This window comes from Pseudomonas sp. 2835 (assembly GCF_050435905.1).
GTDB lineage: Bacteria > Pseudomonadota > Gammaproteobacteria > Pseudomonadales > Pseudomonadaceae > Aquipseudomonas.
This window is the reverse complement of sequence record NZ_JBNDLE010000001.1, coordinates 464,769-488,494: the sequence shown is the minus strand read 5'-3', so window position 1 is coordinate 488,494 and position 23,726 is coordinate 464,769. Positions and strand designations below refer to the sequence as shown.

Sequence of the window (23,726 nt, the reverse complement as noted above, 5' to 3'; positions counted from 1 at the left end):
GAAGGCCGGTTTGCAGAGTAGCGATCAGTCCTGACGGCTGGTCACTTCCAGCAGGTGATAACCGAACTGGGTCTTCACCGGGCCTTGCACAGTGTTGACCGGGGCGCTGAACACCACGGTGTCGAACTCCTTGACCATCTGGCCGGGGCCGAACGAGCCCAGGTCGCCGCCCTGGCGGCTCGATGGGCAGGTGGAGTTGGCCTTGGCGATTTCGGCGAAATCGGCGCCGCCTTCGATCTGGGCTTTGAGTTCGTTGCACTTGTCTTCAGTGGCAACCAGGATGTGACGGGCAGTGGCTTTGGCCATGGGAGTGGCTCCTTGGGGTAAAACCTGAAGCCTAACGTAAATAAGAGTTGGCTGATAGTAATCGCGGGGCAAGGCGGATCGCCCCGCGATAAGGCTCACAACCGCTCAGCCGCCTCACGCAGCAAGCGCTCGGTCGAATCCCAGCCCAGGCAACCGTCGGTAATCGACACGCCGTATTTCAGCGGCTGCGCGCCCAGCGTCTGGCATCCGTCGAACAGGTGTCCCTCGATCATCATACCGATCAGCGACGTATCACCCTGCAGACGTTGCTCAAGCACCTCGTTGAACACTGCCGGCTGGCGCAGCGGGTCCTTGCCGCTGTTGGCATGGCTGCAATCGACCATGATCCGCGCCGCGACCCCGGCCTTGGCCAGGCCCTGGCGAGCCAGGGCGATGCTCTGGCGGTCGTAGTTCGGGCCCTTGCTGCCGCCGCGCAGCACCAGGTGGGTGTCGGCGTTGCCCAGGGTTTCGACAATCGCCGGGTAGCCTTGCACGTCCATGCCGAAATGCCGATGGCCGTGGGCAGCGCTGCGAATCGCGTCGCAGGCGATGCCGACGCCGCCGTCGGTGCCGTTCTTGAAGCCAACCGGCAGGCCCAGGCCGCTGACCATTTCGCGGTGAATCTGCGACTCGGTAGTGCGCGCGCCAATCGCCGCCCAGCTCAGCAGGTCATCGAAGTAGCCGGCCGCCATCGGTTGCAGCAGCTCGGTGGCTACCGGCAGCCCGCATTCGAGCATCGCCAGCATCAGCCCGCGCGACAGCGCGATACCGCCGTGCATGTCGTCGCTGCCATCCAGGTGCGGATCGTAGGCCAGGCCTTTCCAGCCGACGGTAGTGCGCGGTTTTTCGACGTAGGCGCGCATCACCAGGAGCATCTTGTCGCTGACATCCAAGGCCAGGCGCGCCAGGCGCTGGGCGTACTCGCGGGCTGAACGCGGGTCGTGCAGCGAGCAAGGGCCGACGATCAGCAGCAGGCGCTGGTCGTGGCCATCGAGGATGGCGCGCACGGCCCGGCGGTGGGCTTCGACCTGGGCGGCGAGGGCGGGGGAAAGCGGCATTTGCTGCTTGAGCAACATCGGGCTCGGCAGGCGTTGGCTGACGGCGCTGTTGGCAGCGCTGGGTTCGGACAGTGGCAGAGCGAGGGTGGACGATTGCATGTTCTGGATTCCCTGGGCGGCTGGCGGGGTCTGCCCCGCGCGGACGGCCCTATCGAGGTGTTCGACAGTTGGCCGGATTGGCGTCATGTGTTTGTGTGCCACCAACAAGTGACCGAACGGAGGCGGCAGGCTGGCCCGAACGGGATTGGCTAAATCGCCAGAAGGTGAAGCTTTGGTAACGGTAGGTGGCGTAGTTCATGTTCTGTTCCTCAATGTAATTCGTTGATTGCCGGGGGCCTGAAACGCAAAACCCCCGGTCGGGGGGCCGACCGGGGGTTGAGTATTCTCGTGTTCGGCGGCCCCTTGAAAGTGGGCGCCGGTGTGGGTATCAGCGGCGCCTGTGGCTAAACCAATACCCAAAATAAAACGCTGCCGGGGAGGCAGTCGCGCACTCGGCAGCGGCCACGGGGCGCGACAGGCGACCAGTGCTGCAAGCGTGAGTGAGGGTGGTGTGCGACATGTGACTCTCCAGTTGATGTGCCCGAGCTTACTTCAGGGCTTGCCCAGGTTTCAATGGCTAATTTGCATGATGGTGATGGAGCGTGACTATCGTCGCAGGTAGGCGGTGAAGTCGATGTCGCCGGCACTGAGGATCGCCTGCACCCGGTTGTGCACGTTGAGCTTGCGCAAAATCGCCGAGACGTGGGCCTTGACCGTGGTTTCGGCGATGTCGAGGTTGTAGGCGATCTGCTTGTTCGATTCGCCCTTGGTCATGCGTTCGAGCACCAGCAATTGCTTGCGGGTCAGGGCTTGCAGCAGCTCGGGGGCAAAGCCCTGATGGTCACCCTGGTTGCGCCGGCTGCTGCTCTTTTGCGTGCGGATGATGTCCGGCGGCAGGTAGACGTTGCCGTTGAGGATCTGCTCGATGGCCTCGGTCATCTGCGAACGTGGTGAGGATTTGGTGATAAAGCCCACGGCGCCGTAGGTAATGGCCTGCAGCACGACTTGCTTGTCCTGTTCGGCCGAAACGATCACCACCGGGATGGTCGGCGCCTCGTTGCGCAGGTTGATCAAACCGCCCAGGCCATGCATGCCGGGCATGTTCAGGTCGAGCAGGATCAGGTCGAGGTCATCGTGATCGCCGGTGATCGCCAGGGCGCTGTCGAGGTCGGCGGTCTCCATCACCTCGCTGCCAGGAAAGCCGTCGCTGATGACATTGTGGATGGCCTCGCGAAACAACGGATGGTCGTCGGCGATCAGAATCTTGTACATGGCTTTGCACCTTATTGTTGTGGTTGTGCTGCACCCCTTCATTACAGGCCAGGTGCAACGCTTTGGGAATGCGACCATCGACAAGCAAAACAGTACCAAAGTAGTAGCCGGGCGCCCAGACGCGCGTTCTAGCATGGGGTAAACCTGCCGGAGCTGCGAAGATGGCCATATTGCTGGTCGATGATCACCCGATGCTGCGCCTGGGCCTGGCTGCTGCGCTGCAACAGGGTTTGCAGGGCATGCCGGTGATCGAGGCGGGCAGCGGCGAAGAGGCCCTGCACAAGGTCGCAGAGCAGTTGCCGGGGCTGGTGATCATGGACGTCGGCCTGCCCGGGATCAGCGGCCTGGAAACCACCCGAAGGTTGCGCCAGCGCCTGCCGCAACTGCGCGTGCTATTCTTCAGCGAGCATACCGACCTTGGCCTGGTGCGCCAGGCGATGGCGGCGGGCGCCTGTGGTTTTTTGTCCAAGGCGGCGGGGCCGACAGTACTGCTTGAAGCGGTGCGCCGGGTATTGTCCGGGCATGCCTACATCGAGCAGGCATTGGCCACCGACCTGGCCTGCCAGGCAGGCAGCGCCCGCATCCAGGGCCTGACCCAGCGTGAAACGGAAATCTTCCTGATGCTGGCCAAGGGCACGCCGACCCGGTTGATTGCCGAGCAGCTGTGCATCAGCGCCAAGACCGTGTCCAACTACCTGACCCTGCTTAAAAGCAAATTGCAGGTCGCCTCCCAGGCCGAACTGGTGCATCTGGCCATCGAGGCGGGCCTGCTGCGTGTAGCGGCCTAGTCCCAGGTTTTCGGGCAGCCCTGGCAGCCCTCCATGTTGCTGTCCTGGAAGTTGGCGTAATGCTGGCGGCTGCCGCGCAGGTCGGCTTGCTCCAGGTTGCTTTCGCCGAACTTGGCTTCTTGCAGGTTGGCGTCGGCCAGGTTGGCGCCCTTGAGGTCGGCCTTGCTCAGCCAGGTCATTTCCAGGTCGGCGGCCTGCAGTTTGCTGTTGTGCAGTCTGGCCCCGGACAGGCGGGCGAATTCCAGGTAGGCGGCGCTCAAGTCGGCGTTCTCGAAGTTGGCGCCCTGGGCGAACATGCCCCAGGCCTGTACCGCGATCAGCCTGGCATCGCGCAGGTCGGCCAGGCGCAGGTTGCTTTGCTGCAGGCTGGCGCGGGTGAGGTTGGCGCCTTGCAGTTGGGCTTTTTCCAGGTTGGCCAGGTCCAGGCGCGCGTGGCGCAGGTTCGCCCCGCGCAGGTCGGCACCGGCCAGGTTCATTTTGCGCAGGTCCTGGTTGCTGAGGTCGGCGTTGCGCAGGTTGGCGTTGGGGCACTGGCTTTCCTGGGCGATGGTGCAGCCGTTGAGGGTCAATGGCACGTCGTCGTCGGCGAGGGCGGCAGTGCAGGCGAGGGTGAGCAAGAGCGGGAGGTATTTCATGGAGATCTCCTGGGCTGTGAAATGGCTATCGCGGGTCAAGCCCGCTCCAACACGGAGCGGGCTTGACCCGCGATGGGCTTAGCGCTGGGCCGTCTTGGTATCCCAGGCCGGGATCTTGAACACCCAGAACGAACCACCTTGGGCCACCGGCTTGGTCAGCTCGGCCATGTCGCCGCCCCACAGCGGTACCGCGCCGCCATAGCCGACAGTCACGCCGATGTACTGCTCACCGTCCTGTTCCCAAGTGATCGGCGGCGAGACGATGCCGCTGCCGGTCTGGAATTTCCACAGCTCTTCGCCGGTCTTGGCGTTGAAGGCCTTGAAGTAGCCATCACCGGTACCGGTAAACACCAGGTTGCCCTTGGTCGCCAGCACCCCGGCCCACAACGGCAGGCGTTCCTTGTGCTCCCAGACCATCTTGCCGGTGGTCGGGTCCATGGCCCGCAGCGAGCCGACGTGGTCCTCGTACATGCGCTTGATCCTGAAACCCATGCCCAGGTAGGCCGAGCCTTTCTTGTAGTTGACCTCCTCGGTCCAGTATTCCTCTTTCCACTGGTTCGACGGCACGTAGAACAGGCCGGTGTCCTGGCTGTAGGCCATCGGGTTCCAGTTCTTGCCACCGAGGAACGGCGGCGAGACTTCCACCGGCTTGCCCTTGGTCTGCCCGGGTTCCGGCTTGGCTGGACGCTGGCCGGGGTTCTCCACCGGGCGGCCGGTCTTGAGGTCGATGTGGCTGGCCCAGGTGATGTTGTCGGCGAACGGGAAGGCGTTCTTCAGTTTGCCGTTGGTGCGGTCGACCACGTAGAAGAAGCCGTTGCGGTCGGCATGGGCGGTTGCCTTGTACTGCTTGCCGTCCTTGTCCTTGTAGTCGAACAGCACCAGCTCATTGTTGCCGGAAAAGTCCCAGGCGTCGTTGGGCGTGTGCTGGTAGAACCACTTCACTTCGCCGGTAGTCGGATCGACGCCGACCTGGCCGGAGGTGTAGAGGCTGTCATAGTCGTGCGGGTTGCCGTCCTTGGAGGTACGTGCCCAGGTGTTCCATGGCCCCGGATTGCCGGCGCCGACAATGATGGTGTTGGTCTCGGCATCGAAGCTTGCACTCTGCCACGGCGCGCCGCCACCATGGCTCCAGGCTTCGACCTTGCCAGTCTCGGTGGTCGGGTCGTTGGGCCAGGACGGTGCCTTGACGTCGCCGGTGGGGGTGCTGTCCTTGCCGTTCAGGCGGCCCATGTGGCCTTCGACGAAGGGCCGCATCCACACCTCGTCACCGGTCTCCGGGTCGCGGGCATACAGCTGGCCGACCACGCCGAACTCATCGCCGGAGCTGCCGTGAATCAGCAGCACCTTGCCGCTCTTCTGGTCCTTGATCAGGGTCGGGGCGCCGGTCATGGTGTAGCCGGCGCTGTGGTCGCCGAACTTTTTCTTCCACACCACCTTGCCGGTGTCCTTGTTCAGGGCAATGACCTGGGCGTCGAGGGTGCCGAAGTAGATCTTGTCGCCATAGATGGCGGCGCCGCGGTTGACCACGTCGCAGCACGGGCGAATGTTGTCCGGCAGGCGATGGTTGTAGGTCCACAGGCGCTTGCCGGTCTTGGCATCGAGGGCAAACACCCGCGAGTACGACCCGGTGACGTAGATCACGCCATCGTTGACGATGGCCTGGGACTCCTGGCCGCGCTGCTTCTCGTCACCAAAGGAGTACGACCAGGCCGGGGTCAGCTTGAACACGTTCTGGTCGTTGACCTGGGCCAGCGGGCTCCAGCGCTGGGCATTGGTGCCCATGCCGTACTGCAGCACGTTGCCGGTGCTCTTGTGGTCGTCGGCGATGTCTTCCCAGCTCACAGGTTTCGCCAGGGCATGCGGGACCAGGGCCAGGCTGCCGAGCAGGAGGACGGTGTGCACGGCAGCTGTCAGCGGGGAAAGCGCGGCGGGTAACGATCTTATTGTCATGGTTGGAGTTCCCAATGAAGGTTTTGGCCTGCATAGCCTGGAACGCCAAGGTCTGGATCGATACGGAAAATCTCCCGGCTTTCACGGGAAAACTTCCCAGGCCGGGCATGATTTGGCACTGCCCCACAAGCGCTACTACCAAGGGAGGAGGCCGCGGCCACCAAAGCAGCATGGGGCCCTCGTCAGCCCGTTTCTAAGATGCCGGCACAACCTTTCAGTCGAGAGGTTTTTGCGTGCAAACAGCAGTCGAGGGCAGATCAATGAAAACAGCAAAAAAAACCTGGTTGAGCCTGATCGTCAGTGCCGGCCTGATGAGCAGCGCCGGGGCTTTTGCCCATGGCAACGTCACGCCGACTGCGGTCAATACCGGCAACCTGGAAAAGCTCGGTGAGCAGTGGCGCGCAGAAAACCCCTACCGCAACAGCAAGGATCACGACGAGGCGGTGTCCATCGGTGCTTCGGCCTACAACCAGAACTGCGCTGCCTGCCATGGTCTTGAGGCCAAGTCCGGCGGCATCGCCCCGGACCTGCGCCTGCTCGACGAAGGCGCTGCCGGTGATGAGTGGTTTGTCGAGCGGGTGCGCAATGGCGCGGTACGCGATGGGCGGGTGTACATGCCGAAGATGGCCGACTACCTCAGCCAGGAGGCTTTATGGGCTGTGCGTAGCTACCTGGACAGTGTGCGGGTAGACGAGTAGAAGGGCGATCGCGTCAAGGGGCGCATTAGCTGTCCCCTTGATGCGAAGGTCACTCAAAGCGCTTGAAAATGCTTGGCAGCAATTGTCTGATTGATGTCCCCTCGCCAGATCGCTTCAGCACCCGCTCCTAGCGATTGCTGCCATTTGGCCCCCAGGTAGCGATAGTCACTCAACTTGAGGTGGGCTTTGGCAAACTGGTCGAACTCAGCCTTTGCCGAGGTGTAGTGGAAGTGTGCGTACCACAAAGGCTGTGGCGGGTTCTGGCTGAGGTCACGAATCTCGTACTCCTGCAGGAAATCGCGGCGCCCGTCCTGACGTCGGGTCAGTTCGATCGGTCCTCCCTTCTTCCTGATGTCGACGGCGCCCTGTTCAACCAGATAGTCCAGCTGGCCGGCATTGGGTTTTTGACTGACCAGTGTCTGCGCCGTTCTCAATAGCTTGCCTTGTTCGACCAGCCTTGTAGCTTTTTCGCGCAGACGGGTAACCAGCAGTTGTTGGGTACCCAGCGACTCGATTCGTTGCGCGCGGGATCTGAGCTGTGCGGCCAATTCGCTCATCAGGTCTTCCAGGTCGGCGGGTATCGAGCCGGGCTTGATGTTGTTGCTAATACGGCTGGCATCATGGTCGATCGCGTTTAACCGCTGTTGAGCTTCCCCAATCAGTTGCTGCGGGTCGAATTGAGTCGTGGAAGCCGGCGGCGGCGATTCACGGTGCCATTTTCCCCGGGCGCCTTTCACATAGATTTCGTCGATACCGCCAAGACCCGTGACCTTGAACCTTTGTGGCTGCGCGCCTGCGGCAGGAATCTGCGAGCCAATAAGTAAAAACGCATCTTCTGTTTCAAACACCCGTGCCTGCGATTGGCCGGACGCGCCAGGCTTGGGGGTTGCCGTTTGACCTTTGGGGGCTGCGGCCAATTCCTTTTTGGCCAGTTGGCGCAGTTCCTCAATGGCTGTCGACAGGGAGGGGAGAAACCGCGATTCAAAGTAGTCAGGGTAGTTGGTTGACCACACCCTGAGATTCACAATGTGTTTCTCGTACGCATCGATACAGTGATTGAGGATGGTTTTGCGCTCACTGGCAAGGCTGATCTTGTGCAGATTGTTGTGGTTGTTGGCGGCATGCACGAAACGATTCCGAGCCTGCTTTACGCTGTCATTGAAGTACTGCCACGTGAGATCGTTTGCCAGGCCATGACGCTCAACCAGCTTTAAAAGTTCACCGGTCTTGTTGGCGAAGTGATTGAAGGTCAGTACATTCGGCAAATCTTTCTTGACCGTGTTGATGGTGGCGCTGTGTATCGAGTGACTGAGCCATTTCCTTATCTCTTTTTCCAGGTGCTCAATGTGATCCATTGTCTCAATAAACTGGCGGAGCTTTTGATTAAATAAAGCATATTGCTCTTTGCTCTTGATGGGCGTGTCCAGCTTGTTGATATCGTCTTGTAGGGCACTCGCGCGATGTTTCGCATGATTCACTCGATTGAGCGAGCGCTGCAGGATAATGGTCACCGTACTGCTTTTAAGGCCGGCGTTTTCTGTTAGGTTTCTACCGGTCAACAATGCTCGATAGTTGTCCAGTTGCTCGAAGACGACTTTCGCTTGGGCGATTTCGTTGGCACAGGCTTGGTCGATTCGCGCCAGCTCGGCAGCGTCGGAGGAACCCTGTATTTTAAGTTTATCCAGGGGGGCATACTGATCGACCAGCCTGCTGTAGCTGTGCTCAGTGGCTTCCTTCAGTGCCAGGCGACGACGGTAGGTGGCATCTGTCCACCAGCGGGGCAGGCGTTCACGGACAGGAGCAGGCCACAAAGGATCAGCAAGGTCGGCCAGGCGCCCAAGGGTCTGGCCACCGCCTGCACCGCCACCGCGCAGGTGCACGCCGTACAGCGCGAAATGGGTGTCCCATCTACCGTTGTTGTTGAGCGCGATGTTTTTTCTCCAGGTCTTGAACCTGTTGCCACGAAGACGCCAGGTATGTTCCGTGTCCAGCCATTGCACCTGGCAGGGGCGGTCACCTACCAGGATGAAATCGCCATCGGCGTGCTGGTAGATGCCTTTGTATTTGCCGACTCGACCCGGTTCGATTCCGGCCAATGACAAGGGGGCCTGATACTCATAACCTTCAAAGCGTGCCAGGCGTCGGGCCGTGCTGGCGCTGACAGGGCCGATGCCCGCCGTCGGGCCAGCGTGCAGCAGTTGCAACTGGCGTTTGCGGGTGAGCAGGCGCGCAGCCAGGGCCTTGAAACTCAAGCTTGGCAGCAGGTCGATGGCGGCGTCGACGAAGGCCAGCAGGGCTTGCTCGAGGGCCTCCAGCGCTTTGTAAACTTCATCCTGCAGCAATGCCCTGACCCCCTTGGCACAGGCGTCGAAAAAGTCGTAGACACTGACGACGGTGCCTATCACCGGTATGAAACCCAGTGCCATCTTGATGTAGTTGAAAACCATCCCGCTCTGGTAGGCAAAGTTTTCCAGCCACAGGTCACGGTTCGATCGCGAGGTCGCTCTGTGGGCTTCGAGCCTGCGTCCGGCTTGGGCATCCAGCAGGTGCTGGGCCAGGGACGTGGTCAAGGGCCAGGTCGTACCCAGACCGATGATGCCGTCGAAATGGTGCTCGATGGCCTGGCGTATCCGCGAGGCGTGTGCCGCTGGACTGCCGAGCAGGGCGCGTGAGGCCAGGTAGTCGATTTCGCCGCTTTGTTTGCTCAGGTCATAGAGGGCAAGGCGGGCCTCTTTGAGGCTAGGGTATTGGTGCACCAGCCGGGTTGGATGGTCCGGGCGGTAAAGCACGGTGACGCCGCTTTTCTCGTCGCAGATGAAGGTTACCCCGGACAGGGTGGTGCCGTAGCTTTCGGTGTCCTCGCCCCCTGCGGTCAGCCGGGCGGGGAACAGGCGAATGTCGTGGCCGTCCGCTTGGTAGGCCGCTGCGCTATCCGCGTCGATGGCGATGTTGAAGATTGTCTGGCCTTTGTCGTCCAGCTCGCCCTTGGCCCTGGCCTGGGCACTTTGCAACTTGAGCATCTGACGGAAAGGTTCGCCCAGGCATTGGCGACGATAGGCCTGGGCAAAGGGGCTTTCATGAGTGCCACGATATACCTCGGAAAGTTTATTCTCGTACTTCTGGGCCAGATTCAGGTCCCTGGCCAGGTCGCTCAGATAGGTTTTGTCGATGCCGTCTGTCAACTGTTGGGCCAGCGTCTGGTCCGGCGTTTGCAACTTGAGCCTAAGAAAGCTCAAGCGGTCGCGCATCGCCTCGTCGACGTTCTCCAGCAAAAGATTTTCCAGCGTCAGGTCTACCCAAGCGCTGCTGGGCTTGAGCGTCAGCTTCGTGGCAATGCCCTGGGGGCTTGTGCTGTCGACCACAACCCGGACCCACGAGGCGCTCTGCGGCAGGTGGAGGGTGATGGGGCTGTCATCGTATTCAGGAAAGTCCAGCTTCAGGCGCTCGCTGACGAGTTGGCGGCAGAACAGGTCGATGTGCGGCAGGTCGAGGGCGACAAGTGCCTGGGCCTTGTACATGGCGTTAATGAAGCCAAGGGTGCCGGACTTCAGCTCCTGGCGGTCTCCGTCGGACAAGCCTGCCAGCCAATCCGGGGAAATGTTGCTCAGAGCGGCACTGGTTTCCTGTTCCTGGATCAAGTTGAACGCATACTCGCGGGCGGCCTGGCGAGGTACGTTCAGGCGCTGTGCCAGCGTCTCGCTCACCGCCGCGGACGATGGGGCGCCAGCGAGTGCAATCCTGGCTTGGGCAAAGTGATGGGCCAGCACCTGGGCCAGGACATCGCCGGTCACCGGGCTCAGGCCCAAGGACTGATTATCCTCGGCACTGACCGCGAAGCAGCGTGCAAGCTCGTCATGGTTGGCGCAGCGCAGCAATCCGCCGGCCTCACCTGGCCAGTACAGTAGCAGGCTGTGGGGAGCGTCATCGTTCTGCAGGGTCACCACCAGGCAGTCGTGCAGGGTGGTGCTGGTAGAGGTTTCGGCGCCCTCATCCATCGACGTCGAGGTCAGCACCGGATGTGCCGCGACGATGCTGGAGCCTGGGCGCGGGAAGCTTTCGGGGTGATCGAGAAGACTTTCCAGCCATCTCAGCTCTTCGTTGTCGATCTCTCCCAGCAAGTTCTGAAAGCGGGCATGGGCGCGCAAGCCCTGATAATGCGCCTGGAGCAAATCTTCACTGGCAACAGGGATTTGCTCGCAGGCCCAGGTGTTGGCTTGTAGCTGTTGCTCGATGGCCTGTTCTGCTTGTTGGCAGGCATCCTCCAGGGCTTGCTGATAATCCTTGAGCGATTGCAGATTGGTTTCGGCCAGGCGGTCCATCAGCGCCTGCTGGGTGGTGATCTGTTGCAGGCGGATGGGGTAGGGAACATCAAGGCTCAGGTTGCCGAAATCATAGAGCGAACGTGCCTGGGGGGCGTCGCTGTCTGGCATTTCAATAGCCGGCGCCAGGCTCAATGCACTCGAATCGCTCTGCTGGGTATCGACCCAGTGGATGAGCGCCAGGGCGAGTTCGCCAAATTGCTGGATATCTGCTCCGGGCTTGTTGTCCAGTGCATCCAGACGCTCGTTGAGAAGGCTGTTGAACAGCGGGGCGAAGCCGGCCGAGAGGCTGTCGTGGCTTTCATAGCTGAAGCTTGAGGCCGTGGAACCAATGGCCTCTTCCAGATTCGACTGGGAGGTGTAGGCACTGAAGTTGGGCGTGCTGCCGGGACGATAGAGCATCAGTTGCGGTTCGTCTTCGATGTTGAACAGCAGCGCCCCCGGCATGACCTGGCCGTCGATCGAGAGCGTCCGGATAGCGATGGGCTTGCCTTCATGGCGAAGCCATTCGGGGTTATCGAGCACACCGCTGACCGAGCGCTGCTGTTGAGCATCGAAGTTACCCGTTGCCACTGCCACATCCCAACTGGCTCTGAAAACTTCCAGGTACTGGTTCAGGGCATGGCTGCGGCGGCTGACGGCGGTATCCGAGGCCCGCGCATACCAGTAGTCATCCCACTGCCGTCGGACTGCTGCGGGAATATCCAGTTGGGCAAGTTTGGCGAGCAACTGCGTGGGTGTCAGGCGCAAAAGCCGATGATCGGCGCTCAGGCCTGTCAGCTGGGCGCGCTGGTCGAGGTCTGCCGGGGGCTGAGGATACTGGCGCGTGTGGGCCGCAAGGGCGACCAGGCTGACATCGCTGTGGTGCGTGTCAGAAATCTTGAATCGCAGGGCAGTACTGAGCGGATCGGCACCCAGCTGTTCACGGACCAGATCCAGCAGTGCCTGGTAAATGCCGGGGGCCTGGGCCAGCAGGGTGTTGAATACGTTGCGATGTTCTTTCCAACGCAGGCTGGCATCGAGCAGCAAGGCGGTGTCGCGGTGCCTGGTTGTAATGAAATCTACTGGGGAAAAGGACAGGGGGTCGAGAGTTTCAGGCGCATCGCTCATGGCGTCATCCCAAATGTGAAGTTCTGCCGGGAGTGGCGTTCACATTGGGCGCGAGGCGATGCCTGGGAGGGTGATACATATTTACGGCGGGGTGCCCCGGGCTGTGCCGGTTCAGCGCGCCAGTGCGGATCCGGTCACATGGGCTGGTCCCCCAGCCCTGGACCGTAGCGTGTTACAAGGGATAGTGCTTGAGCTCCCGGGCAATCAGCATGCGCTGGATTTCGCTGGAGCCTTCGTAGATCTGGGTAATACGCGCATCGCGGTAGTAACGCTCGACCGGGTAATCCTCCAGGTACCCATACCCGCCATGCACCTGGATCGCCTTGGAACACACCCGCTCGGCCATTTCCGAGGCGAACAGCTTGGCCTGTGAGGCTTCGCTAAGGCATGGCTTGCCGGCGCTGCGCAGGCGTGCGGCGTGGAGGATCAACAGCCGTGCAGCATTGATCTGCACCTGCATGTCGGCCAGCAGGTTGGCGATGCTCTGGTGCTCGTTGATCGGCTTGCCGAACTGGATGCGGTCACGGGAATACACCAGCGCCGCCTCGAACGCCGCGCGGGCAATGCCCAGGGCCTGGGCGGCGATGCCGATACGCCCGCCTTCGAGGTTGGACAGGGCAATGGCCAGGCCCTTGCCGCGCTCGCCGAGCATGTTGGCTGCCGGGATACGGCAGTTGCTCAGGGTCACTGCGCAGGTGTCGGAAGCGCGGATGCCCATCTTGTGCTCGCTGCGATCAACCACGAAGCCTTCGTTATCGGTCGGCACCAGGAAGGCCGAGATGCCCTTTTTGCCCAGCTGCGGGTCGGTGACCGCAAAGACGATCGCCAGCCCTGCACGGCGGGCATTGCTGACGAACTGCTTGGCGCCATTGATCACCCAGTGATCGCCCTCAAGCTCGGCGCGGGTGCGCAGGTTGTGCGCCTCGGAGCCCGCTTGCGGTTCGGTCAGGCAGAAGCATCCGATCACCTGGCCGCTGGCCAGGCGTTCGAGCCAGGTCTGCTGTTGCTCGGCGCTGCCGTAAGCGAGCAGCGGGCCGCAACCCACCGAGTTGTGGATGCTCATCAGCGCGCCAGTCGCGCCGTCGCCGGCGGCGATCTCTTCGACCGCCAGGGCGTAGGCGACATAGTCGGTGTAGCTGCCGCCCCATTGCTCGGGCACGACCATGCCCAGCAGGCCCAGTTCGCCCATCTTTTGCACCACGCCATCGTCGATCCAGCCGGCCTTTTCCCAGGCCTGGGCATGGGGGGCGATCTCGCCGCGGGCGAAGTCCCGAGCCATGTCGCGGATCATGATCTGTTCTTCAGTCAGTTCCAGGTCTTGCATCTGCGTACTCCAGGCCTCAGAGGCCTTCGAAGAATTGATCCACGCGCTGGCGGTCGAGGCCGGCGAGGGTGGCGGGGTTCCAGCGTGGCTGCTTGTCCTTGTCGATGATCAGCGCGCGCACGCCTTCGATCAGGTCGCCATGCCCGAACCACTGGCGGTCCAGGTGCAGTTCCATCTTGAAGCAGTCCTCAAGACTCAGGTGGCGACCCCGACGAAGCATCTCCAGGGTCACGGCCATGGCCAGCGGCGAGCGGCTGTCCAGCAGGTCGGCGGTTTTCAGCGCCCAGTCGTGGCTGTCGGCTACTGTCACGGCCCGCAGTTGCTCAACGATACTGGCAACGTCGGGCAGGGCGAAGAAGTGATCGATGGCCGGGCGCAGCCTGGCCAGTGGCGCGTCTTCAAGCACCTGGGTGCCGAGTTTGGCCAGTGCACCTTGCAGGTCCTTGAGCGGGTGTTCGCCAAAATTCAGGGTGTCGAGGCGTTCATCGAGGCTGGCCAGCTTGCTGCTGTCCAGGTACCAGTCGGCCAGGCCGCAGTACAGCGCATCGGCCGCCTGCACCTGGACGCCGCTGACCCCCAGGTAGGTACCCAGTTCGCCGGGAATGCGCGAGAGGAAATAGCTGCCGCCGACATCCGGGAAGTAGCCGATGGCGGTTTCCGGCATGGCCAGGCGGCTGCGCTCGGTGACCACCCGCAGGTCGGCGCCCTGGGCCAGGCCCATGCCGCCGCCGAGGGTGAAACCGTCCATCAGCGCCAGGACTGGCTTGGGGTAATGATGGATGCACAGGTCGAGGGCGTATTCCTCGACGAAGAAATCCCGGTGCAGGCTGTCACCGGCCTTGTAGCTGTCGTACAGCGAACGGATGTCGCCGCCGGCGCAGAAGCCCTTCGGACCTTCGCCACGCAATACCACGGCATGCACCTGGGTATCGGCGGCCCAGGCGTCGAGCTGGCGCTGCAGGCTGCGGACCATGTCCAGGGTCAGGGCGTTGAGGCCGGCGGGGCGGTTGAGGGTCAAGTGACCGATATGGTTGCGAACCTGGGCCAGTACATGGACGTCGGTTGGCGCTTGAGCGTGCGCGGTCATCGCTTTCTCCCTGCTTTGTTATTGATTTTCCACGTGTTTTAACACGGTCTGGATAGGCGCTAGAGGATCGAAGGATCGTATCAGTGCAAATTTGCCCAATACAATCCGTAAATCTGCAGGCTGAGTCTGCATTTTTGCATGGGTGGGCGCGCCTGATGCACCGGGTCTTGCCACTTTAGCCTTGTGACACCGACGGGCAAGGGATTAGTTCCGCCTGCGGGCAGCCGGGCTCGTTGCGCCAAAGCAGCAGGGGACTTGCGCCAAGGCAGGGTATGGCCCCTTGCCTGGCCTTTCGATAATCGCCTCCGACATTCGTCCCCCCGTTTGCGGAGAGCGCCATGCACAACAATAACAATGCCAATCGCCGTTTCCTGCCAGTGCTGACCAGCCTCGCGGCCCTGGGCCTGAGCCCGCTGGCCGATGCCGAAATCATGCTCTACGACAAGGAGCAGACGACCTTTTCCACCGACGGCTACATCAACGCCTTCTACGTCAACAGCGACGTCGATCGCGCGGGGGAGCAGTACGACCGCCGCCAGTCGCGGGTGAAGATGGGGTTTCTGCCCAACTACCTGGGCTTCAACATGACCCGTCAGGTCGACGACCTCAAGCTCGGCGGCCGGGCCTCGTTCTGGGTGACCATCAACGACAGCGAAACCAACGGCACCGACACCGCCATCGACGTGCGCCAGTTCTACGGCACCGTGTCCAACCCCGAATGGGGCGAGGTGTTGATCGGCAAGGACTTCGGCCTGTTCGCCCGTTCCAACATCCTTCTCGACGAGTTGCTTGCCGGCTATGGCCAGGTCAGTGACACCCTGGGCCTTGTTGATGGCGGCGGGGTGTCGTTCGGCAACATCGGCAGTGGCTACCCATACCCGTTCCCGACCTCGCAGATCACCTACCGCACGCCCGTCATGGATGGCCTGCGCATCGCCGTGGGGATCATGGACCCGGTCGATACCAACGACGACAGCGCGGTGGGCAAGGCCTACCAGGAAAACCCGCGCACCGAGAGCGAAATCACCTACCAGTTCGACCTCGGCGGCGCGCAGATCTACAGCTGGCTCAACGGCACCTACCAGACCTCGGACAACACCGACAGCAGCGTCGATTCGGTCACTTCCAAAGGGCTCGGCTATGGTGTGCAGGCGAAGATCGGCGGATTGTCGCTGACCGGCTCCGGTTTTACTGCCAAGGGCATCAACCCGTTCTTTACCAACAACGCCGGCGAAGCGACCTTGCGTGAGGTCGACAGCAAGGGCTACCTGCTGCAGGGCTCTTACAAGCTTGGCAAGAACCGCCTGGCGCTGTCGTATGGCAAGACCAGGGACGATGGCAATGGCGCGGTGAACACCGGCGCCGACTATGAAACCCGCGGCATTGCGCTGTTTCATGACATCAACGACAACCTCAAGCTGGTGGCCGAGTACAACCAGTTCGAGATCGACGGCCATGAAGGCGATGCGCAGAACGAAGACACCGATACCTTCGCCGTGGGCGCGGTGCTGACCTGGTAAACACAAGGCCCTGGAACACCAACAAACCTGTGGGAGCTGCGTTACTGTCAACTCCGTGGGAGAGGGCACCCACAGGTTCAGCTCTACAACCAATGCCACCCACACCCAGTACCCAAGTAGCATTCGGCCTGCTACCGCGCCTGCCTAAACTGCCTGCATCGATCAATGCCTACCCAGGAGGCACCCATGCAGCAGTTCCCGGCCGAGGGCGTGATCACTGCCGTGTCGCGGGCCAGCGCCGCCGAACTCGCCGGCCAGGAACTGGCCAGCCAGCTGCTGCACCCGCACCTGGGGTTCGTGTTGTTCTTCTGCTCCGCCGAGTACGACCTGCCGGCCCTGGCCCAGGCCCTGCAACAGAGCTTCGGCGGCATTCGCCTGGCCGGTTGCACCAGCGCCGGCGAGCTCACCCCCGATGGTTACGGGCGTGGCTGTATCACCGCCCTGGGTTTTGATCACCGGCAGTTTTCCATCGCCGCCGAGCTGATCGACGCCATGCCGCAGTTCAGCCTGTTCCAGGCCCAGGCCACGGTCGAGCGCCTGGTGGGCGAGTGCCGCAGCAACAGCCTGGCGCCGATCAAGGGCCACAGCTTTGCCCTGACCCTGCTTGATGGCTTGTCGAGCCGCGAGGAGACAGTACTGGCGGCGCTCAGCGCAGCGCTGGGCGATATCCCGCACTTCGGTGGCTCGGCCGGTGACGACAATCATCTTCACCACACCCATGTGTACTTCGACGGCGCCTTTCGCAGTGGCGCCGCGGTGGTGCTGCTGGTCAACACCGGGCTGGAATTCGAGGTATTCACCACCCATCACATCGAGCCGCGCAGCGAAAAGCTGGTGGTCACCCGCGCCGATCGCCAGCTGCGCCGGGTCTACGAGCTCAATGCCGAACCGGCAGCGCTGGAATACGCGCAGTTGATCGGCGTGCCGGTCGGCCAGATCAACCATCGCACCTTCGCCGCGCACCCGCTGGCGGTCCGCCTCAACGAGCGTTACTACGTGCGCGCCATCCAGCAGGTGCACGAGGACCTGAGCCTGAGTTTCTACTGCGCGGTGGAGAACGGCATTGTCCTCTCCGCCATGCGCCCGGGGCCGTTGTTGCCGAATCTGCACAAGCTGTTTGCCGGGCTGCACCAGCGCCTGGGCCCCTTGCTGCTGACCATCGGTTGCGACTGCTTCCTGCGCCGCCTGGAGCTGGAAGGCAGCGACAGCCTGGCCGCGGTCGGCAGCTTTCTGCGCAGCCAGCGGGTGCTGGGTTTCAACTCCTACGGGGAACAGTTCAATGGCATGCACATCAACCAGACCTTCACCGGCGTTGCCATCGGCCGACCCCGAGGCCAGCGTGAACAGTGACGCGCGCCTGGCCGAGCTGCAACGGGCTAACCACAAGCTGCTGCGCATCAACGCCGCGCTGATCGAGCGCCTGGAGTCGGGCGCGGCGCGCCCGGATGACTCCTACGCGGCGTTCCAGCATTCGGTGGTGCTGGCCGAACAGGTGCGCGAACGCACCGATGCCCTGAACCAGACCCTGGTCGAGCTCAAGGCCAGCAACCATCTGCTCAGCGATGCGCGCTTGCGCGCGGAAACCGCCCACCAGCACCTGGTGGACGCCATCGAGAGCATCTCCGATGCCTTCGTGCTGTTCGACCCGGACTTGCGCATCGTCCTCTTCAACAGCCGCTTCAAGGCGTTCTGGGCCGGCAGCCGCATCCGTATCATCAGCGGCATGCGCCTGGCCGAGGTCAAGCGCCTGATGCATGGCAGCGGCCTGTTCAGCGAAGAGCAGCGCGGTGCCAGCGACGAGCACCTGCTGTACCGCCTGCACAACGGGCGCTGGCTGCAGGTCAGCGAGCGGCCGACCCAGGACGGCGGGCGGGTGATGCTGTTCACCGACATCACCGAGGTCAAGCACAGCGAAACCCGGCGCCGCGAGCAGGCGGTGGCGCAAAAATCCTACTTGCTGCAACGGGCGGTCGACAACCTGTCCCAGGGGGTGGCGATGGTCAATGCCGAGGGCGTGCTGGAGCTGTGGAACCGGCGCTTTCTCGAGCTCAGCGGCCTGGCGCCGATCGCCGCCCATCGTGCCTTTACCGAGGTGATCGCCGACAGCGAACTGGCCTTGCTGACCCCGGCCAGCCGCGACGGCAATGGCCGCTGCGTGCATGAACTGGAACAGCGCCTGTTCGACGGGCGCATGCTCGAAATTCGTACCCATCCGCTGCCCACCGGCGGCTTCGTCAACACCTTCACCGACATCACCGAGCGCTACCAGCACGCCGAGGCCCTGAGCGAAAGCGAGCGCTGGATCCGCCTGATTACCGACCACGTGCCGGCCCTGATCGCCTACCTCAACGCCGAACTGGTCTACGAGTTCACCAACAAGGTCTACGAGCAGTGGTACTGCTGGCCACCGGGGGTGATGCTCGGGCAGAACCTGCGCGAGGTGCACAGCCCCGAGCACTACCAGCGCCTGGAGGGCTACATCGAACGGGCGCTGGCCGGCGAAAGCGTGACCTTCGAATGCGCCGAAACCCACGTCAACGGCCAGGACCGTTACATGCTGCGCTCCTACGTGCCCAACCGCCTGGCCAGTGGCGAGGTAGTGGGGATCTTCGTGCTGATCCGCGACATCACCGAACGCCGGCGCAGCGCCGAGGCCCTGCACCAGGCCTACCAGAACCTGGAGGTGCGGGTACGTGAACGCACCGCCGAACTGAGCAAGGCCAAGCAGGAAGCCGAGCAGGCCAACCTGTCCAAGACCAAGTTCCTCGCTGCGGTCAGCCACGACCTGCTGCAGCCGCTGAATGCCGCGCGATTGTTTACCAGTGCCTTGCTCGAACAGAGCAGCGCCAACCCGGCGTTGGTACGCAATGTCAGCAACTCGCTGGACGATGTCGAGAACCTGCTCGGTACCCTGGTGGATATCTCCAAACTCGATGCTGGGGTGATCAAGGCCGACCTCGCCACGTTCGCCGTCAGCGACCTGCTCGACAACCTGGCTGCCGAATATGCCCATGCCGCCGCCAGCGAGGGCCTGCGCATGGCCTACGTGCCCTGCGGCCTGAGCGTGCACAGCGATATCCAGTTGTTGGCGCGGATCCTGCGCAATTTGCTCAGCAATGCCATCCGCTACACCCCGCGCGGCCGCGTGCTGCTCGGCTGCCGGCGGCGCGGCAAGGCGTTGTCGATCGAAGTCTGGGACACCGGCATCGGCATCGCCCCAGAGCGCCGCGAAGAGGTGTTTCAGGAGTTTCGCCGTGGTGACGTACAGCGCCCGGACCAGGACCGCGGCCTGGGCCTGGGCCTGGCCATCGTCGACAAGATCGCCGGGATCCTCAGCCACCGCCTGCAGTTGCGTTCAGTGCCGGGCAAGGGGTCGATGTTCGCCATCGAAGTGCCTTGCAGCCATCAGGCACCCAGGCGGCTGGCCGAGCCCGACCTCAGCGAGCCGCTGCGTGAACGCCTGGAAGGCGCGCGAATCTGGGTGCTGGATAACGACGCGGCGATCTGCGCCGGCATGCGCACCTTACTGGAACAGTGGGGTTGCGAGGTGGTGACGGCCCTGAGCGAGCAGGACCTGGCGCGCCAGGTGCCCTGCAACAGCGCCGAAGCCGACCTGCTGATCGCCGATTACCACCTGGACAACGGCCGCAACGGCGTCGATGCGGTGGCGGCGATCAACGCCCAGCGGGCTGTGCCGCTGGCGGCCTTGATGATCACCGCCAATTACAGCAACGAGTTAAAACAGCAGGTGCGCGAGCGCGGCCATACCTTGATGCACAAGCCGGTGCGGCCGATGAAGCTCAAGGCTGCCATCAGCCACCTGCTTGGCGCCGAGCTCAGCGCGCCACGCGGCCGCTGACGTAGTGTGCGCTGTCGTTGTAGCCGTGGGTCGAGGCGTGGCCCGGGGTCACCAGCGAATCGATGAAGGCTTCGTCTTCAGCCGTGATCTGCACCGCCAGCGCGCCGCTGTAGGTGTCCCACTGGGCTTCGGTGCGCGGGCCGACAATCGCCGAGCTGACCGCACGGTTGTTGAGCACCCAGGCAATGGCGAACTCGACCATGCCGATGCCCCTGGGCTGCAGGTAGGCGTGGATCTGCTGGGCGATCTGCAGCGATTCGGGGCGCCATTCGGTTTCCAGGATGCGCTTGTCCTGGCGCCCGGCGCGGCTGTTGGCGTCGGGGCTGGCATTGGGCGCATATTTGCCGCTGAGCACGCCGCGCGCCAGCGGGCTGTAGGGCACGATCCCCAGGCCATGGTGGGCGGCGGCGCTGAACTGCTCGGGCTCGGCCTGGCGGTTGACGATGTTGTACAACGGCTGGCTGACTACAGGCTTGGGCACGCCCAGGCGCTCGGCCAGGTTGCACAGTTCGCCGATGCGCCAGCCGCGGAAGTTGGACACGCCCCAGTGGCGGATCTTGCCCTGGCGCAGCAGGTCGCCGATGGCGCTGACGGTGACTTCAAGCGGGGTGTTGTGGTCTTCGCGGTGCAGGTAGTAGATGTCCAGGTAGTCGGTACCCAGGCGGGTCAGGCTGGCCTCGATGGCATTGAAGATGTGCTTGCGGTTCAGGCCGCTGCGGTTGGGCAGGCCCTCGGCGGGGCCGAAGCCGACCTTGGAAGCGAGGATCCATTCGTGGCGGTGGCGGGCGATGGCCTCGCCGACGATTTCCTCGCTGCGCCCGGCGGTGTAAACGTCGGCGGTGTCGATGAAATTGATGCCCTGGTCCCAGGCCTTGTCGATGATGCGCAGCGAGTCTTCGGTGCTGGTCGGCTCGCCGAACATCATACTGCCCAGGGTCAGTGCCGACACCTGCAGGCCGCTTTGGCCCAGTGGACGATAAATCATGATCGAAAGGCCTTTGGCGGTTGGAATTCGATCTGTTTTACACAGTTCCCGCTCTGATTAAAAGCATCGCCGGCAAGGCCGGCTCCCACCGCTCTGGCTTGCACAGAACCCTTGTGGGAGCCGGCATTGCCGGCGATAGGGGGCGCAGAGATTGTGATTTAGTTAGCCTGCTCCTCGACCAACCGGGCGCTGCGCACCCGCGAAACCCGCAGCGCCACCAAACTACCCAACACAATCAAGCCCGCCAGCGAATACAGCGCGGCATCGGTCGAGCCGGTCTGGTCCTTGATGAAACCGACCAGGTAGGGGCTGAGAAAGCCGGCCATTTGCCCGACCGAGTTGATGATCGCCAGGCCCGCCACGGCGGTACCGGCGCTCAGCAGCGCGGTGGGCATCGGCCAGAACATCGGCAGGCCGGTGAGGGCGCCCATGGTGGCAATGCTCAAACCGATAATCGCGATCACCGGGCTGTGGCCGAAGTTCACCGCGATCAGCAGGCCCAGGGCACCCATCAGCATCGGCACCACAAGATGCCAGCGGCGCTCGTTGCGCAGGTCTGCCGAGCGCCCGACCAGCAGCATGAACACCCCGGCCAGCAGGTAGGGGATGGCGCTCAGCCAACCGATCAGCAGGGCGTCGCTGAAACCCAGGTTCTTGATGATCGACGGCAGCCAGAAGTTGATCGCATAGACCCCGCTCTGGATACAGAAGTAGACAAAGCCGAAGGTCCAGATCAGCGGGTTGGCAAACACCGACAGCAGGCTGTCGCTGGTGGTCACCGGCTTGCTGGCGGCATCGGCCTTGAGGTCGGCCTCGATCATCTGCCGTTCGGCCGGGCTTAGCCATGTGGCCTTGGCGTAGCCGTCACTGAGAAGGAAGATTGCCAGAAAGCCCAGCAACACGGTGGGCAGGCCCTGGATCAGGAACATCCACTGCCAGCCGGCCAGGCCATGCTGGCCGGCGGCAAAATGATTGAGAATCCAGCCCGAGAACGGCCCGCCGAGCAAGCCCGACACCGGGATCGCCGACATGAACAGGGCCATGATCCGCCCGCGGCGGGTCGCCGGGAACCAGCGCGAAAGGTACAGCACGATGCCCGGGAAGAAGCCCGCTTCGGCGGCGCCGGTGAACAGGCGCAACACGTAGAACTCCATGGGCGTGGTGACGAACAGCAGGCAGGTCGACAGCGTGCCCCAGGCGATCATCATCAGTGCAATCCAGCGCCGCGGGCCGAAGCGGTTGAGCGCCAGGTTGCTGGGCAGTCCGCACAGCACATAGCCGATGAAGAAAATCCCGGCACCCAAGCCGTAGATGGTTTCGCTGAACTTGAGCGCATCGAGCATCTGCAGCTTGGCGAAGCCGACGTTGACCCGGTCCAGGTAGTTGAACAGGTAGCAGATGAAGATGAACGGAATCAGCCGCAAGGTGATGCGCCGATACAGCGCATTGCGGGTGACGTCTTGGCCTTGGTCAGGGGCAGGGCTGTATGACATGATTCTCTCTCTGTTGTTATGTTTATCGCCGCAGCCTGCATCGAGGCGGCTGCTGCGACGAGTCTCGGTGAGCGGGCCGTGGCTGTCTTTGTGCTTTTGCACAGCATTTTGTCTGGCCTGCTGTGCCCCGGACCAATCATTGCGACAACAAGGATCCTCCCATGTTCGAACTGGACCATGACCTGGCGCAAGACATCGTCGAGCGGGCGATGGCGATACTGCCGTGCAACGTCAACGTCATGGACAGCCAGGGCCTGATCCTCGGCAGTGGCGAGCCGGAGCGTATCAACACCCGTCACGAAGGCGCCCAGCTGGTGTTGGCCAATGGTCGGATCGTCGAGCTCGACGTCGAAGCGGCCAAGTGCCTCAAGGGTGTGCAGCCCGGGGTCAACCTGCCGCTGCTGCTCGACGGGCGCTTGATCGGTGTGCTGGGCCTGACCGGTGATCCGCAGCAGTTGCGCACCTATGGCGAGCTGGTACGCATGACCGCCGAAATGCTCCTGGCCCAGCGTCACCTGCAGGTCGAGCAGCAATGGCGGCGCCAGCGCTGCGATGACCTGCTGGCATTGCTGCTGGGCGGCTCTGGCGATTCGCCGCGGCTGGTCGACGAGGCCCGCCAGCTAGGGCTCAAACCGCAACTGCCGCGTATTCCCTGCCTGTTCGAGCTGGATGCCGGGCCCGCCGCCGAGGCGTTGGCCAGCTGGTTGATGAGCCGTTACCCCGACAGCTGGTGCGTAAGCCCCGCGCGCCAGTCGCTGCTCTGGTGCCGGCCTGCTAGCGTGGCGCTGGATGACATCAAACTGCTGGAGCGGCTGCAACGTCATGGCTGGCAGGTGCAGCGCCTGGCCGCAGGTTCGCCGGCGCAAAGTCTGGAGCAACTGCGCCGTGGTTATCGCCGGGTTCGCGACCTGCTGGCCTATGGCCGCGAAGTGCTGCCCGCCGAGCGCGTGCTGAGCCTGAGCCGCTACCGGCTGCCAGCGCTGCTGTGGCGCCATCGCAACGATGACGCCCTGGACGAGTTGCTCGAACCGCTGCAGCGCATTCGCGCCAAGGACAACAGCGGCCAGTTGCTGGCAACCCTGCGTGCCTGGTGCGCCCACGATGGCCAGAGCCAGGCCTGCGCCGACGCCCTGGGCATTCACCGCAACAGCTTGCGCTACCGTCTGGAGCGCATCGCCGAACTGAGCGAAGTCGACCCGCTGCGTATGGAAGGGATGCTCAGCCTGTACCTGGGCTTGCAGTTGCTGCCGGCCGGCAACTGAGCCGGTTTTGGCCAAGTGCCA

Annotated in this window: 16 protein-coding genes; 6 read left to right on the top strand and 10 right to left on the bottom strand. The window is 62.9% G+C overall.

The window, feature by feature from the left end; genetic code table 11:
* Nucleotides 1–24 precede the first annotated feature (24 nt).
* The 3 genes from ABIE20_RS01850 to ABIE20_RS01840 form a co-directional block, all read right to left on the bottom strand.
* Nucleotides 25–306 carry a peptidylprolyl isomerase gene (locus ABIE20_RS01850; RefSeq protein ID WP_069075821.1) on the bottom strand — a complete coding sequence of 94 codons (282 nt, stop codon included), beginning with the start codon at nt 304–306 and terminating at the stop codon, nt 25–27.
* A 95-nt stretch (nt 307–401) separates the two neighbouring features.
* Nucleotides 402–1,463, bottom strand: coding sequence for a 3-deoxy-7-phosphoheptulonate synthase (locus ABIE20_RS01845; protein WP_429502323.1), 1,062 nt, complete (start codon nt 1,461–1,463; stop codon nt 402–404).
* A gap of 546 nt (nt 1,464–2,009) precedes the next feature.
* Entirely contained in the window at nt 2,010–2,675 is a 666-nt protein-coding gene (locus ABIE20_RS01840) for a response regulator transcription factor (protein WP_045201960.1), read from the bottom strand.
* Nucleotides 2,676–2,836: 161 nt separating this feature from the next.
* On the opposite strand from ABIE20_RS01840, the gene ABIE20_RS01835 reads away from it, so the two are divergent.
* Nucleotides 2,837–3,463 (top strand): response regulator, encoded by a 627-nt coding sequence (locus ABIE20_RS01835; RefSeq protein WP_429502321.1) that lies wholly within the window; start codon nt 2,837–2,839, stop codon nt 3,461–3,463.
* On the opposite strand, the gene ABIE20_RS01830 is transcribed toward ABIE20_RS01835, so the two are convergent.
* Both ABIE20_RS01830 and exaA read right to left on the bottom strand, forming a co-directional pair.
* Nucleotides 3,460–4,098 carry a pentapeptide repeat-containing protein gene (locus ABIE20_RS01830; RefSeq protein ID WP_429502319.1) on the bottom strand — a complete coding sequence of 213 codons (639 nt, stop codon included), beginning with the start codon at nt 4,096–4,098 and terminating at the stop codon, nt 3,460–3,462. The genes ABIE20_RS01835 and ABIE20_RS01830 overlap by 4 nt on opposite strands.
* A gap of 78 nt (nt 4,099–4,176) precedes the next feature.
* Nucleotides 4,177–6,048, bottom strand: a complete 1,872-nt coding sequence (gene exaA / locus ABIE20_RS01825) for a quinoprotein ethanol dehydrogenase (protein WP_429502317.1) — start codon at nt 6,046–6,048, stop codon at nt 4,177–4,179.
* Nucleotides 6,049–6,308: 260 nt separating this feature from the next.
* Here exaA and pedF point away from each other — a divergent pair, with 260 nt between their 5' ends.
* Nucleotides 6,309–6,746 (top strand): cytochrome c-550 PedF, encoded by a 438-nt coding sequence (pedF, locus tag ABIE20_RS01820; RefSeq protein ID WP_429502316.1) that lies wholly within the window; start codon nt 6,309–6,311, stop codon nt 6,744–6,746.
* A gap of 53 nt (nt 6,747–6,799) precedes the next feature.
* Here the strand turns inward: pedF and ABIE20_RS01815 are convergent, their stop codons facing one another.
* The 3 genes from ABIE20_RS01815 to ABIE20_RS01805 all read right to left on the bottom strand — a co-directional run bounded on the left by ABIE20_RS01815 (nt 6,800) and on the right by ABIE20_RS01805 (nt 14,586).
* The gene (locus ABIE20_RS01815; protein ID WP_429502314.1) at nt 6,800–12,175 is read right to left on the bottom strand and encodes a dermonecrotic toxin domain-containing protein; all 5,376 of its coding nucleotides are present in this window, start codon (nt 12,173–12,175) and stop codon (nt 6,800–6,802) included.
* A 172-nt stretch (nt 12,176–12,347) separates the two neighbouring features.
* Nucleotides 12,348–13,499, bottom strand: a complete 1,152-nt coding sequence (locus ABIE20_RS01810; protein WP_429502313.1) for an acyl-CoA dehydrogenase family protein — start codon at nt 13,497–13,499, stop codon at nt 12,348–12,350.
* A 16-nt stretch (nt 13,500–13,515) separates the two neighbouring features.
* Nucleotides 13,516–14,586, bottom strand: coding sequence for an enoyl-CoA hydratase/isomerase family protein (locus tag ABIE20_RS01805; protein ID WP_429502311.1), 1,071 nt, complete (start codon nt 14,584–14,586; stop codon nt 13,516–13,518).
* Between the two features lie 338 nt (nt 14,587–14,924).
* On the opposite strand from ABIE20_RS01805, the gene ABIE20_RS01800 reads away from it, so the two are divergent.
* The 3 genes from ABIE20_RS01800 to nahK all read left to right on the top strand — a co-directional run bounded on the left by ABIE20_RS01800 (nt 14,925) and on the right by nahK (nt 19,965).
* Nucleotides 14,925–16,106, top strand: a complete 1,182-nt coding sequence (locus ABIE20_RS01800) for a porin (protein WP_429502309.1) — start codon at nt 14,925–14,927, stop codon at nt 16,104–16,106.
* Between the two features lie 186 nt (nt 16,107–16,292).
* Nucleotides 16,293–17,456, top strand: coding sequence for a nitric oxide-sensing protein NosP (gene nosP, locus ABIE20_RS01795; protein ID WP_429502307.1), 1,164 nt, complete (start codon nt 16,293–16,295; stop codon nt 17,454–17,456).
* The gene (gene nahK, locus ABIE20_RS01790; protein WP_429502305.1) at nt 17,386–19,965 is read left to right on the top strand and encodes a hybrid sensor histidine kinase/response regulator NahK/ErcS'; all 2,580 of its coding nucleotides are present in this window, start codon (nt 17,386–17,388) and stop codon (nt 19,963–19,965) included. The genes nosP and nahK overlap by 71 nt, the downstream gene beginning before the upstream one ends.
* On the opposite strand, the gene ABIE20_RS01785 is transcribed toward nahK, so the two are convergent.
* Together ABIE20_RS01785 and ABIE20_RS01780 are read right to left on the bottom strand one after the other, a co-directional pair.
* Entirely contained in the window at nt 19,943–20,950 is a 1,008-nt protein-coding gene (locus ABIE20_RS01785) for an aldo/keto reductase (protein ID WP_429502303.1), read from the bottom strand. The genes nahK and ABIE20_RS01785 overlap by 23 nt on opposite strands.
* 158 nt (nt 20,951–21,108) lie before the next feature.
* Nucleotides 21,109–22,443 carry an MFS transporter gene (locus ABIE20_RS01780; RefSeq protein WP_429502301.1) on the bottom strand — a complete coding sequence of 445 codons (1,335 nt, stop codon included), beginning with the start codon at nt 22,441–22,443 and terminating at the stop codon, nt 21,109–21,111.
* Between the two features lie 161 nt (nt 22,444–22,604).
* Here ABIE20_RS01780 and ABIE20_RS01775 point away from each other — a divergent pair, with 161 nt between their 5' ends.
* Complete coding sequence (locus ABIE20_RS01775) at nt 22,605–23,705, top strand: sugar diacid recognition domain-containing protein (protein WP_429502299.1); 1,101 nt, start codon at nt 22,605–22,607, stop codon at nt 23,703–23,705.
* The last annotated feature ends 21 nt before the right edge of the window (nt 23,706–23,726 follow it).

Bases quoted from the DNA above. Each gene is read 5' to 3' on its own strand.
- ABIE20_RS01850 (WP_069075821.1), bottom strand. From the start codon at position 306: ATGGCCAAAGCCACTGCCCGTCACATCCTGGTTGCCACTGAAGACAAG.
- ABIE20_RS01845 (WP_429502323.1), bottom strand. From the start codon at position 1,463: ATGCAATCGTCCACCCTCGCTCTGCCACTGTCCGAACCCAGCGCTGCC.
- ABIE20_RS01840 (WP_045201960.1), bottom strand. From the start codon at position 2,675: ATGTACAAGATTCTGATCGCCGACGACCATCCGTTGTTTCGCGAGGCC.
- ABIE20_RS01835 (WP_429502321.1), top strand. From the start codon at position 2,837: ATGGCCATATTGCTGGTCGATGATCACCCGATGCTGCGCCTGGGCCTG.
- ABIE20_RS01830 (WP_429502319.1), bottom strand. From the start codon at position 4,098: ATGAAATACCTCCCGCTCTTGCTCACCCTCGCCTGCACTGCCGCCCTC.
- exaA (WP_429502317.1), bottom strand. From the start codon at position 6,048: ATGACAATAAGATCGTTACCCGCCGCGCTTTCCCCGCTGACAGCTGCC.
- pedF (WP_429502316.1), top strand. From the start codon at position 6,309: ATGAAAACAGCAAAAAAAACCTGGTTGAGCCTGATCGTCAGTGCCGGC.
- ABIE20_RS01815 (WP_429502314.1), bottom strand. From the start codon at position 12,175: ATGAGCGATGCGCCTGAAACTCTCGACCCCCTGTCCTTTTCCCCAGTA.
- ABIE20_RS01810 (WP_429502313.1), bottom strand. From the start codon at position 13,499: ATGCAAGACCTGGAACTGACTGAAGAACAGATCATGATCCGCGACATG.
- ABIE20_RS01805 (WP_429502311.1), bottom strand. From the start codon at position 14,586: ATGACCGCGCACGCTCAAGCGCCAACCGACGTCCATGTACTGGCCCAG.
- ABIE20_RS01800 (WP_429502309.1), top strand. From the start codon at position 14,925: ATGCACAACAATAACAATGCCAATCGCCGTTTCCTGCCAGTGCTGACC.
- nosP (WP_429502307.1), top strand. From the start codon at position 16,293: ATGCAGCAGTTCCCGGCCGAGGGCGTGATCACTGCCGTGTCGCGGGCC.
- nahK (WP_429502305.1), top strand. From the start codon at position 17,386: ATGGCATGCACATCAACCAGACCTTCACCGGCGTTGCCATCGGCCGAC.
- ABIE20_RS01785 (WP_429502303.1), bottom strand. From the start codon at position 20,950: ATGATTTATCGTCCACTGGGCCAAAGCGGCCTGCAGGTGTCGGCACTG.
- ABIE20_RS01780 (WP_429502301.1), bottom strand. From the start codon at position 22,443: ATGTCATACAGCCCTGCCCCTGACCAAGGCCAAGACGTCACCCGCAAT.
- ABIE20_RS01775 (WP_429502299.1), top strand. From the start codon at position 22,605: ATGTTCGAACTGGACCATGACCTGGCGCAAGACATCGTCGAGCGGGCG.